Source organism: Streptomyces sp. HSW2009 (assembly GCF_040240285.1).
Taxonomy (GTDB): Bacteria; Actinomycetota; Actinomycetes; order Streptomycetales; family Streptomycetaceae; genus Streptomyces.
This window is the reverse complement of sequence record NZ_JBEHZD010000250.1, coordinates 1-10,895: the sequence shown is the minus strand read 5'-3', so window position 1 is coordinate 10,895 and position 10,895 is coordinate 1. Positions and strand designations below refer to the sequence as shown.

11 protein-coding genes are annotated in these 10,895 nt (G+C 71.4%); 8 read left to right on the top strand and 3 right to left on the bottom strand.

The window, feature by feature from the left end; all coding sequences use genetic code 11:
* Positions 1-322 precede the first annotated feature (322 nt).
* The 6 genes from AAHZ94_RS19070 to AAHZ94_RS19045 all read left to right on the top strand — a co-directional run bounded on the left by AAHZ94_RS19070 (position 323) and on the right by AAHZ94_RS19045 (position 5,365).
* On the top strand, positions 323-1,027 hold the full coding sequence (locus AAHZ94_RS19070) for an adenosylcobinamide amidohydrolase (protein WP_349994172.1): 705 nt from the start codon (positions 323-325) through the stop codon (positions 1,025-1,027).
* A gap of 96 nt (positions 1,028-1,123) precedes the next feature.
* Entirely contained in the window at positions 1,124-1,483 is a 360-nt protein-coding gene (locus AAHZ94_RS19065) for a DUF6204 family protein (RefSeq protein WP_349994171.1), read from the top strand.
* A gap of 1,054 nt (positions 1,484-2,537) precedes the next feature.
* Positions 2,538-2,825 (top strand): hypothetical protein, encoded by a 288-nt coding sequence (locus AAHZ94_RS19060; protein ID WP_349994170.1) that lies wholly within the window; start codon positions 2,538-2,540, stop codon positions 2,823-2,825.
* 57 nt (positions 2,826-2,882) lie between these two features.
* The gene (locus tag AAHZ94_RS19055; protein ID WP_349994169.1) at positions 2,883-3,902 is read left to right on the top strand and encodes a hypothetical protein; all 1,020 of its coding nucleotides are present in this window, start codon (positions 2,883-2,885) and stop codon (positions 3,900-3,902) included.
* Positions 3,899-4,339 carry a hypothetical protein gene (locus tag AAHZ94_RS19050; RefSeq protein WP_349994168.1) on the top strand — a complete coding sequence of 147 codons (441 nt, stop codon included), beginning with the start codon at positions 3,899-3,901 and terminating at the stop codon, positions 4,337-4,339. Before AAHZ94_RS19055 ends, AAHZ94_RS19050 begins: the two co-directional genes overlap by 4 nt.
* 201 nt (positions 4,340-4,540) lie before the next feature.
* Positions 4,541-5,365: an SAM-dependent methyltransferase gene (locus AAHZ94_RS19045; protein WP_349994173.1), complete on the top strand. Its 825-nt coding sequence runs from the start codon at positions 4,541-4,543 to the stop codon at positions 5,363-5,365.
* 46 nt (positions 5,366-5,411) lie between these two features.
* On the opposite strand, the gene AAHZ94_RS19040 is transcribed toward AAHZ94_RS19045, so the two are convergent.
* Positions 5,412-6,335, bottom strand: a complete 924-nt coding sequence (locus tag AAHZ94_RS19040; protein WP_349994167.1) for a helix-turn-helix domain-containing protein — start codon at positions 6,333-6,335, stop codon at positions 5,412-5,414.
* A gap of 102 nt (positions 6,336-6,437) precedes the next feature.
* Complete coding sequence (locus AAHZ94_RS19035; RefSeq protein WP_349994166.1) at positions 6,438-6,686, bottom strand: DUF397 domain-containing protein; 249 nt, start codon at positions 6,684-6,686, stop codon at positions 6,438-6,440.
* Between the two features lie 433 nt (positions 6,687-7,119).
* On the opposite strand from AAHZ94_RS19035, the gene AAHZ94_RS19030 reads away from it, so the two are divergent.
* Entirely contained in the window at positions 7,120-7,584 is a 465-nt protein-coding gene (locus tag AAHZ94_RS19030) for a GNAT family N-acetyltransferase (RefSeq protein ID WP_349994165.1), read from the top strand.
* Between the two features lie 1,127 nt (positions 7,585-8,711).
* Entirely contained in the window at positions 8,712-9,749 is a 1,038-nt protein-coding gene (locus AAHZ94_RS19025; RefSeq protein WP_349994164.1) for a sporulation protein, read from the top strand.
* Positions 9,750-10,012: 263 nt separating this feature from the next.
* Here the strand turns inward: AAHZ94_RS19025 and AAHZ94_RS19020 are convergent.
* Positions 10,013-10,895: MFS transporter (locus tag AAHZ94_RS19020; RefSeq protein ID WP_349994163.1), on the bottom strand; the 883-nt coding region annotated here is incomplete at its 5' end.

The following is a 10,895-nucleotide window of genomic DNA, read 5'->3' as shown; positions in this document are numbered from 1 at the left end:
CCCCCCCCCAGATAACCACACGCTGTCGCGGCGGCCGCGGCTTGGGTGGGGGCGGCCCGCCCCCGGGGGGTCCGGGCCGCGCCCGGGGGGGCGGGCCCCGCGGGCGGGCGCCCCCCCCCCCGGCGGGGGGGGCGGCAGCCCCCGACCGGCGCGGGGCCCCACAGCGACGTGGGCCCCGGCTGCTGGCCGGTCGCGGGCCATGCGCCCCGCAGCCGATTGCTCGAAGCGTGCCCCGATCCGGCGCCCGGCACGACACCGGAACGCCGAACGCACCGGGCGACGTACCATCAGCGGGCCCCCACCCGTGAGGAGTCCCCGCAAGGTGACCGCCGTCCTTCCGCCGCCCCGCCCGACCGCCGGGTTGCTGCCGGTGCAGCGACTCACCCGAGTCGAAGACGGTGAACAACTCGACAGCCTGCTGTGGCGGGCGGGCGCGGGATGGCGGATGGTCAGCAGCTCCGTCCTCGGCGGCGGCATCGGGGAGCGCTCCTGGGTCCTCAACGCCCAGGTCTCCCACGGCTACCGCCGCACCGACCCGGATCGGCACCTCGGCGAGCTGGCCCGGGCCGCCGGAGCCGAGGGGGTCGGGGTCGGGCTGATGACGGCGGCCGACGTCCGGGCGTACGGGCACGCGCGGGACGGAGGGGTCGAAGCGGTCGCTACGGCGGGGCTCGGCGTGCGCGGCTGGGCCGCCTCACCCACCGAGGGCACCAGCACACCGGCCCGGCCCGGCACGATCAACATCGTGGTGGCGCTGCCGGTGGCGCTCACCGACGCGGCGCTGGTCAACGCCGTGTCGACCGCCCCCGAAGCCAAGGTGCAGGCGCTGCTCGACGCCGGCCACGACTGTTCGGGCACGCCGACCGACGCGGTGTGCGTGGCCGCCAGGGTGGTCCCGCTCCCGGGCGAGGAGGTGCACGCCTTCGCCGGTCCGCGCTCCCGATGGGGCGCCCGGCTGGCGCGCGCCGTCCACCGTGCCGTCGCCGTCGCGGCTGGCCGCGAGCACGTACCCGCAGCGGGCCGCTGACCTCGACGGGAGGCCGCCGCACCGCTCCCGCCAGCCGTTCCGTATACCGCGGGAAACACAGTGGAGCCCGTACGGCCCGCTGGCTACTGTCGCAGGATGAGTACGCGTACTTTCCGGATCATGGTCCGCGGTGTCTTCCACGAACTCAGCGCCGAGCAGCGCGCCGAACTCCTCGCCCACGCCGCAGAACACGACGTCCTGCGCGCGGCCTTCACACCCGAGGGACACCTCAGCTACGACCTGGCGGCGCGGTCCGCCTTCACCTTCCGGTTCCTGGACTCCGGGGAGGAGGAAGAGGACATCCTGCTCGCCACCGAACGCGCCGAAGAAGCCGCCAGGGCGTGGCTGGTCGAGCGTGGCTACGGCTACAAGAACCTCAGGTCACAGGCCGAGGACCGGTCCCAGGCCCCACTCGGCAAGCGGCAGCGCCGGGCCGCGGCCCAGCAACAGCGCTGACCCCGCGACCCACCTCCACACCAGCGTCGCGCAACCCACACCCATCCCCGCGTCGGCTTCAGCAACCCACACCCACATCCACGCCCCAGAAGCACACCCACACCCACCACCCACCACTCACATCAGCAACCCACCCCACCCCACTCCGCTGGAGCCACCCATCGCGTCAGGGTGACGGTCCGCCGGCGGCCGACCCGCCCGGTTCGTCGGCGTACGGCCACCCACACGTCCCGCCTGCCCGGCCCGTCCCCTGCCCGCTCCGGCCTGACCCGCCCGCATCCGCCTCCCGCCCCTGCGGAACCTCACGCCGTACGGGGACGAGAAGGGCAATCCCCAACAAAGGCGTTAGTCGTTCAAGCAGACGAATTGAGCGTCGCGTCACGTCCTTGACCGGAGTGCTCCCCGGTCCGCCGCTCGGCCTCGATATTTGCCGAGTGAAGGTATTTCGCGCCCGCTGTGTGCAGGCGGTGCCCGCTCTCAAGCGGCGACCCGACCTCTCCCGCCGATGAGCTGTTTGCTCTTGCGCTTTGCGATTTTCCCATCTGCACGCGCATTCAGGGGCGGGTGTGATGGTCAAGCCTAGAAGGTTTCACGGTCAACCTCGCGGGTTGTTCAACACCCGACTTCACCTGGCATTTTGTCGAAAGCGCTCAGGAGGTGATCACAATACGGCGATCAACTCTGATCGTACGTCTATAGAAAACGAAACCAAGTGACTGCCAAGGCGCGCCATCCGCTTGAAATGCGTCAGCCATCTTCCACCTTGCAGGGTGGAGTCGCTTGCACGGTGGGAAGCCCCTGATCGCAGAGGAATAGCGATGAGGGGCAATGTGGTGGAATGGCTGCGCGCAGCCGGCTGATCGCGGGCTGAGATGGCAGTGGCCCCGGGCTGCATCCCGAGGCCACCGCAGGCCATCGACAATCGAAGAAAGGACTGAGCGTGACCCATAGAGAAAGCCGGGAGCAGGCATGTGCTTCCCGTGCAGTTCCCCTCGGGATTATCCCTGCCGAAAGGGCCGGCGAAACGCCTGCCACCGCCCAGGACGCGCCGTGGATGGAGGCGAGCCTGCTGATCGCCCTCGGCGTCCTGCTGGCCGCCGCCGTCCTCCTGCCCGGCGCCCGCCCGGCCGTGTACGAGATCTCGGGGTTGGCGCTGCTCGTGCTCCTCGCCCTGACGAGCCTGGCCGACCTGGCGCCGCGCGGCGAGGGCGATGCCGTACGCAGCTCCGGGGCCACGGCCCGCCGGGCGGTGCGGCCCCTCGCAGCCCGGTCCCCGAAGTCCCAGGGTGAGGCCCGGCCGACCCTGCGGACCGTCCACCGCTTGGAGAACACCCGGCGGTGACCGTTGGCGCCCACCACGCGATGGGCGACCACACCGGGCCGGCGAAGGGAAACCCCCATGGCAACGCCATCGGCAGAAGCGCGGTGTGCCTTCTGCGGAGACAAGATTCAGCCGACGAAGAAGGGCGGCGGACGCCCCAAGGACTACTGCGGCCCCAAATGCCGCTCGCGGGCGCATCAACAACGGGAGCGCGAACCGGAGACGGCCAGGCCGCCGCGCGACTCCTGGCAGGTGATCGTCAACGACCTGACGACCCGTGCACGACGACTTGACCTGGTGGGCAGCGGCCGACTCGCGGTCGTTGCGGAACTGACCGAGGCAATGGGCCACGACGTGGCCTGTCTGACGGCCGTCGCGGTCGACGAGGCCCGACACGAGGGTTGGACCTGGGCGCAGATCGCCGCCCAGGTTGGTGTGCCCGAAGCGTCGGCCAGGGCCCACTGGGGCGGGAGCCGCGGCGCGGCCCGGGGCGCCGGGCGCATCCCCGCACAGGCACCCTCGCTCGACCCGCTCCACGACCCACCACCGATCGGCCGCGCCGCGGGGCACCACCCACTGGCGATACCGGGGGCGTCGGCCGAAGTACGGGCGTTGGGTTGCGCCCTGTACGCCCTCCACCAACGCAGCGGCACCGGCCTCGACCGCATCGCGGCCGTCACCGACCTCCCGCCGTCCACCCTGTCCCGGCTGCTGGACGGCACGCTCCTCCTGTCGTGGTCGGAGGTCTACATGGTTGCGCACGCCCTGGGCGGCGAGCCCCTTGACCTGCGCCTGCTGTGGGAGTGCGCGTGGGGTCAGCCGTCGGTGGTCGACCCGCGGAACGGTACGGGCCGACTGGCCGCGGCGCTACGCGGTGCCCGGTTGGCCGCCGGTTTTCCCGGGGTCGCCGCGAGTTGCCCACCCGGCGTCGACCCGGCCGAACTCCGCATGGCCCTCCACGGCCAGACCGCACTGGACTGGCCCGTACTGCGCGACGTCGTCGTGGGGTGGGGAGCGGACCCGCGACGGTTCAAGCCGTTGTGGAAGGCCGCCCGCATCGAGCGGCACACCCTCAGGGAAGGGGTGCGCAGGCCGTGACCGGAAGCGAGGGCGAGCCGGCTGCGCCGCCCGCGTTCTGCCTGGAGTACCGGGCCTTCTGTGACACCCACCGGGCCGGTTACCTGCGCTACGCGCAAGCCAGGATCGAGGACCGGCACGCGGCACGGGACTGTGTCGACGCCGTTCTCGACGGGGTGGGGGCGTGCTGGCCCACGCTCCTCGGCAGCGAGCGCCCGGCCGCCAGGGTGTGGACCGACCTGCGTTGCGCGACGGACCACCGTACGGCTGCCGCACACGCCGCCTCGGGCCGGTTCCATGCGGTGTTACGGAGCGACCAGGCCGACATCATGGTCCTGCACCACGGGCTCGACATGCCCGTCGGCCAGGCCGCAGGGCTGATGGGGCTGCCCGACCACGAGGCCCACGCCCTGCTCCGCGGCGCGGAACGGGAGCTGAAGCGACTACCCGACCGCTGAGCCGATCCGGCCTGGTGGGGCACACTCGTCCGGAGGGTGTGTCGCACCAGGCCGGCCCATCGCGGTTCACTGCCACGTATCGGATAACTTCCTGCCCCGGTGGCCCCTTTGGGTGACTAGCCGGCCGCTGCCCAGACTCCTAAAATGGCCCCCTGCATCATCCAGAACATCCTGGTGATACCGGTGCTCACAGGAGTGTGCATGGCCTACGGGGAGAATCCCGAAACTCGCTTCATCGACACCAGCAAGGCCAGTGCCGCGCGCATGTACGACTGGCTCTTGGGCGGGACGGAGAACTACGAAGTCGATCGCGAGGCTTGTGACGTACTACTGCGGATCGCACCCAGCAGCCAACAACTCGCCCGCACCAACCGGGACTTCCTCCGCCGCGTGGTGCGCATCCTGGCCACCGAGAAGAACATCACCCAGTTTCTCGACCACGGTTCCGGCCTGCCCACCCAGGACAACGTCCACGAGGTCGCCCAGCGCGCCCGGCCGGGTGCCAAGGTCGTCTACGTGGACAACGACCCCATGGTCCTCGCCCACGGTCGCACCTCTCTGGACGACAACGAGGACACCATGGTCCTCGACTACGACATGCGGCGCACCCGCGACATCAGGCAGGCCACCGAGGGGTTCCTCGACTGGAAGAAGCCGATGGCCGTGCTCTTCGTCTCGGTGCTGCACTGTCTGCCCGACACCGACGACGAACGCGACCCCGCCGCGCTGATCAAGACCGTCGCCGAGCAGTTGGCGCCGGGCAGCTATATGGTCGTCTGCCAACTTGTCAGCGACGACCCGGTCGTACGGCAGGACGTCACCAACCTGATGGCGGAGGCCACCAACCACAACTGGGGTCGGGTCCGCGAAACGCACGAGGTGCGGCGGTACTTCGAACCGTTGGAGATCCAGTCACCGGGGTTGGTCGACGTCATCGACTGGCGCCCCGACGCCCCGACGCCCCCCGCCCATCTGCGGCCCACGGACTGGGTCGAGTGGGGCGGCGTCGGGCGCGTCCCGGGGTGATGCGCTAGCCGCGGGTGGGAGGAAGCAGCCGGGCGAGCGGAACGGCTCAGCCCGGCTGCTTCTCTATGGTCTTGTGCTCCCAGTGGTCGAGCGCCCGCATCAGCGCGAACGTGCTGTCCTTGCGGTCGTACGCGTTGGCCCGCACATTCAGCAACAGACGCCGGTACTTGTCGAGTTGCCGCTTCTGGGTGACGTAGTTGGCCCCGTCGAGGTGTTCCACGTACGCCAACTCCTGACACTCCCCATCGGCAAACGACAAGTGGAAGATCGGGTAGGGCGGGGTCATGGCGCCCTCGCGCACGATGCGTACGTTGAAGCGGTTGGTCTTGGTGATCTTCAGCAGCATCCGGATCTGCTCGAACATCGAGTCGGCCGAGCCGTAACCACGGAACAGGACTTCTTCGCCGATCAGCGCGTCCAGGGCGCGACCGCTCTTGTCGATCGCGACCTGCCGCTGCATGCGGAGTGCGACGACCCGCTCGATGTCGGCGTCCGGCATGCCGACCTCCATCATCCGTACGATCGCCCGCGCGTACGACTCGGTCTGCAACAGGCCGGGGACCACGTGGGGGTCGAAGACGGAGATCTTGGTGGCCGCCGCCTCCAAGCGGATGAGGCGCTTGAGGAAGTGGGGCGTGACGTCGGCGAACCTGGCGTACAGGTCGGCATTGCCGGCCTGGGTGAGGAGTTGGTCGATCTGACTGCGCTGCTCGCGCGAGAGGCCGTAGAAGACGACGAGGTCGTGCACGTCGCGCGGCTTGGCCGGGCTCTCGCCCCGCTCCAGTCGGCTCACCTTGGAGGTGGAGGCCCGGATCGCGCGGGCGGCGTCGGCGAGGGTGTATCCGAGGCGCTCCCGATGGTGGCGCAACTCGTCGCCCAATAACCGTCCGGCAGGGCGTTGTTCCTCCGACGTCTGCATGCGGAGGACGGATGCGTCAGAACCACGCTGGGCCTTGCGGGCGGCGGACATACCGACTCCGAGGTTTCGGGAGAGCAATCAAATTGACCCCAGAGTGCCGGGTGTACGCCCGCCGCCGCAAATCATGGCCAGAGTATGACTCTGCGTTGGGCGCTAGGCGGTGAGGTGGTCGAACTCCGCTTCCCGTGCGCCCGCGAGGAATGCCCGCAACTCCGCCTTGGTGAAGACGAGGGCCGGGCCTTCGGGATGGCGCGAGTTCCGCATGGCGACTTCCCCGCTCGGCAGCCCGGCCACCTCGACGCACTCTCCGGCACCCACGCTCGCCCGGGCCTTCAGCCAGGTGACACCCGTGATCTCGGTCGCCGGGGCGCCGTTCTTGATCGTCATAGCTCCCTCGCTCATCTCTGATCTCGCTTGCCGATCTCGCTTGCCAAAAACGATGCGTACGTTTCCCGTATGGGAATCCGCTGTATCGCCCATGCAAGGATAGGTGGCGAAGCCGGCACGAACATGCCCCGAAAGAGTGCGTTTCCCGAGGTCGATGGGCGGTATTGCCTGAATGCCCGCCGGCATAACGGCTCATGGAAGAGGTATGCGCCACAGATGAGCGCGGGACGGGGCGGGGTCCATTCCGACGCTTCCCGCCCGACCGTGCGACGTCGTGCAACTCCGCGGCGAAACCCTAGTGCTGGGGGTTCGACGTTCGACCGCCGCCCCCCCGCTCGGCGGCCCGGGGTGGTCGCGCCACCCGGGGCGAGGTGGCCGACCCGCCGGCGGAGGCTGCCCCGGCGCTCCATCGAGGGGCGCCGCGAGGCCGGTCTGCCAAGCTGTCCACATGATCGTCAGACTCGCGTACGAAGCGGACCTCCCCGAATTCCTCAGCCTCGCGGGGCAGGTTGAGCAGTGGTTCGGGCCGATGGTCGACGATGCGGGGTTCCATGCGGCGGTGGCGGAACACATGGGAGAGGCCAAGGCGCTCATCGCCGAGGCGGATGACAAGAGCGTGCTCGGCGCATTGCTGTTCGGCGCCGCGCCGCCCACGTACCACCTGCACTGGATGGTCGTCTCCGCGCGCTCGCGCGGCACGGGGGTGGGCCGCGCCCTGGTAGCGGAGGCCGTCCACCGCTACGTCCGACCCCCCGCCACGCTGGAGGTCATCACCTTCGGCCCCGACCACCCCGGCGCCATCACCAGCGGCGCCCGCGCCTTCTACGAACACCTCGGCTTCACCCCGGGCGAGGCGACCGAACCGGGGCCGGAGGGTGGGTCGCGGCAGGTGTATCGGTTGGTGGTGGGGTGAGGGGGTGGTGAGTGGGGTGTTGGTCGGGCCGGTCGTCGCCATGAGTGCCTGTGGCGGAACCCCGGGGTGGGTCGGTCGCGGGGTTGGATAGGGACCGGTTGTTGCGGTAGTTGGGTGTGTCGGTGGCATGTGCCGGGTGTGGGTTGCTGTGTCTCGACCATCCGGTGTTCCTGGTTGGCCCAACCACCCTGTGCGTGAGGTCTGTTGGAGGGGAACCGGGAGGGTTCGTATGGGCGTCGCGGTGTAGTGAGTGGGTCGTTCAGGAGTGGTGGGGTGCGCCCCGGCGCGGTCGGGTGCGCCCGTCGGTCCGGGCCGCGCGGGCGCGGGTGGGTTGCTCGGTCGTACGCGCGGGGGCGCTCGGGGGCAGTGGCCGACTGTCGCGCGGCGCTGGTTTTCGGTCGTCCTGCGCTGCGGGCCGGGGACGGTGTCGTGCAGGTCGTCCACCCCTCTAAACTTCTACAGAGGTGTAGAAGTAGGCGGGTCGGGGCGGGTCGCGGGGATACGGAACATGCACGGTAGCCGGGAGGGGCGCAAGACCTTGACTGTGTCCGACTGGTGGGCATCGGGCGGAACACCCCGGATGACCGGTGGTTCGGTTGGGGCCTGCGGAGCTGACGAGGCCGGAGGGTCAGAGTCGGCTCACCCGTACCCTCGTACGTGGCCCGCGTGGCTGGCCCGGACCCGGCCATTGTCGCCGGCGCGCCGTGGGCCGCGGCGGACAATGGGGTACCGGTGGAGTGTCCGGGAGCGGGCAGCGGACAGCGGATCAGGTCGGGGAATCCCGGTGCTGGTTGGGGAGCTCGCCCGTGCCCGCCGTCGTCCGATCCCTGCCGTCCGGCCTTCCCGTCGCACCTTCCCTTCGGGGCGTGTGGTGGGTTGCCGCGGGTGTCGGGACGGCCGGACCCGGTGCGCACCACAGCCTGGTCAGCGGTCAGCGGTCAGAGATCGGTCGGTGCGTCGCGGGCGACTCGATCCGCGCCCCGTGGAGTGCTGGTACTCCGGGGGCGCGCCACACCCTCATACCTCACCACCACCTCGCGCCATGTGCCCCACCCTGGCTCTGTGCCCGGCTCGACACCCCGCTCAGCCCCCAAGTGCTCGTCACCCAAGTGAAGGAGAACGCCGGCATGGTGTTCACGCCCGTGCTCAGCCCCCTCGGCGAGGGGGGACCCCGGTTGGAGACGGTTCTGGCGCCTGGTGCCGCGCTGCCCGGTGGGCGGTTGGCGGGGCAGGTTCGGCTGCGTGGTGGTGATGCCGACTGCGACATCGACCGCATCACCGTGGAGGTGGTGGCCAGGCTGGGTACTGCGGCCGAGGCGCGGCGGCTCGAACGTGAGGTCGTCTGTGCTCGGTTCACCCTGCCGGGCAGCTTCCGGCTGGGGCGCGGTGAGGAGCGCAGTCTGCTCTTCGACGTAAGGCTGCCGTGGGAGACGCCCGTCACCGAGTGGGCGGGGCAGTCGCTGGGCGTCGTCCTCGGTGCGCGTACCGAGATCGCGGTGGCCGCTGCCAAGGGGCGGGGCGGTCTGGTGCCGCTCGCGGTCGCCCCGTTGCCCGTGCACGAGGCGCTGCTCGCCGCCCTTGACCGGCTCGGTTTCGGCTGCACGGCCGCCACCTTGGAGTACGGGTTGGTCCCCGACACCAGTCAACGCCTGCCGCTGTACCAGGTCTTCACCCTGCTGCCGGCGCCCGCGTACGCCGGGGTGCTCCGCGAGCTTTCCGTGACCTTTCTGACCAACCCGGGCGGGGCGGACGTCATCGTGGAGGCGGATCGTCCCGGCGGTCTGTTCTCCTCCGGTCACGGGCAGCTCAACCGGCACATCGTCAGCCACCGCGACGCCGCGCAACGGGACTGGGGTGCCACGGCCGGGGTGTGGGTGCGGGAGGTGCTGGCCCGGCTCGGGCACCGCAGCCTGCCCGGTCCCGCCGGCCCCGGCCGGGACCGCTCGACGGCCGGTGCGGGGGAGCGGCGCGCGCAGCGTGTCGTACGTGCCGAATCGCAGGACGGGTCCGGGAGTTCGGCTGCGGCGCGGCTCCCGGAGCCGGTGGCTGATGCCGCGGCGGCGCGCGGCGACGCAGTGGCCGTCCCCGCGCCGTCGGCCGTACGGATGGCTCCGGCGGACCGGCCGTCGGTGGCCGCGCCGCGCGAGGGTGCGCCGCAGGTGTGACGTCGGGTGTGGGGCGCCAGGCGTGCGGGTCTGCCTGCGGGGGCCTGCTGGGTGTGGTGGGTGTGGTGGGTGCCTTCTTGGTGTGACGCCCGCCCGCACCCTGTTTGCCGCACCCCGCCTCGCCATACCCTGCTTGCCGAACCCCGAACCCCGAACCCCGAACCCCTCGCTCCGCACCTGCCACCCCCGCCGCTCCCCACCCGCTGGCTCGTCGCACCCCCACCCCCACCCCTGCCCCGTACGGGCCGGGCGTCGGGACGCGGTCACCCTCGGCGGGGGCGGAGCGGCCAGCGGTCGTGGAGGTCGTCGATCACGAAGTCGTGGCTGTGGCGCCAGCCGGCGCCCACGTGTTCGGCGTCGGTCAGGTGGGGATGATCCTGCGTCAACTGGGTGTGTAGGTGCGGGAGTTGGGCTGGGTCGGGGGCCGGCCAGAGGTGGCGGGCGGTGAGTGCGGCGCCGAGGGCCACCGCGCCGAGCACCCAGGCCGCGGTGGCCAACCCGGCCGCCGTACCCAACCAGCCGGCCAGCGGATACGTGAGCAGCCAGCAGCCGTGGGCCAGTGAGAACTGGGCGGCGAAGGCCGCGTTCAGATCGGCCGGTGCCGCGGAGCGGCGGACCAGCCGGCCGGTGGGCGTCATGATGACCGACTCGGTGGCGCCCAGCGCCCACCACAGGGCCAGCAGCGCGGGCCAGGCCCAGCCGCCGCGCGGTCCGGCCGAGGCCAGCGCGGCCAGGGCGAGCAGGAGTCCGGCCGAGGCGAACGCGGCGGGCAGCATCAGCGACTGTTCGCCCGTGCGCCGCAGCAGCCGGGGGATGAGCAGTGCCGCGAGGATCGAGCCGGCTCCGTAGGCGCCGAGCGCCACCGGTACGTCGGAGCTGGCCCGTCCGAGGTGGTCGCGTACGTAGACGATGGTGTGCACCATCACCACGGCGCCGCCGGCGGCGATGGACAGGGTGAGGGCGAGCAGGGCCCGCAGTCGCGGGGTGGCCAGGAAGATGCGGGTGCCGCGGGTGGCCCGGGCCAGCAGGTCCGGCGGGTCGGCAACCGACGCGGCGCCCGGCGCCGGGGGGGGGGGGGGGGCCGGGGCGGGGGGGGGCGCCGGGGGGGGGCCGCGCCCCGCCGCGCCGCGGGGGGCCGCGCCGGGG

Bases quoted from the DNA above. Each gene is read 5' to 3' on its own strand.
- AAHZ94_RS19040 (WP_349994167.1), bottom strand. From the start codon at position 6,335: ATGTCCGCCGCCCGCAAGGCCCAGCGTGGTTCTGACGCATCCGTCCTC.
- AAHZ94_RS19045 (WP_349994173.1), top strand. From the start codon at position 4,541: ATGGCCTACGGGGAGAATCCCGAAACTCGCTTCATCGACACCAGCAAG.
- AAHZ94_RS19025 (WP_349994164.1), top strand. From the start codon at position 8,712: ATGGTGTTCACGCCCGTGCTCAGCCCCCTCGGCGAGGGGGGACCCCGG.
- AAHZ94_RS19055 (WP_349994169.1), top strand. From the start codon at position 2,883: ATGGCAACGCCATCGGCAGAAGCGCGGTGTGCCTTCTGCGGAGACAAG.
- AAHZ94_RS19030 (WP_349994165.1), top strand. From the start codon at position 7,120: ATGATCGTCAGACTCGCGTACGAAGCGGACCTCCCCGAATTCCTCAGC.
- AAHZ94_RS19060 (WP_349994170.1), top strand. From the start codon at position 2,538: ATGGAGGCGAGCCTGCTGATCGCCCTCGGCGTCCTGCTGGCCGCCGCC.
- AAHZ94_RS19065 (WP_349994171.1), top strand. From the start codon at position 1,124: ATGAGTACGCGTACTTTCCGGATCATGGTCCGCGGTGTCTTCCACGAA.
- AAHZ94_RS19035 (WP_349994166.1), bottom strand. From the start codon at position 6,686: ATGAGCGAGGGAGCTATGACGATCAAGAACGGCGCCCCGGCGACCGAG.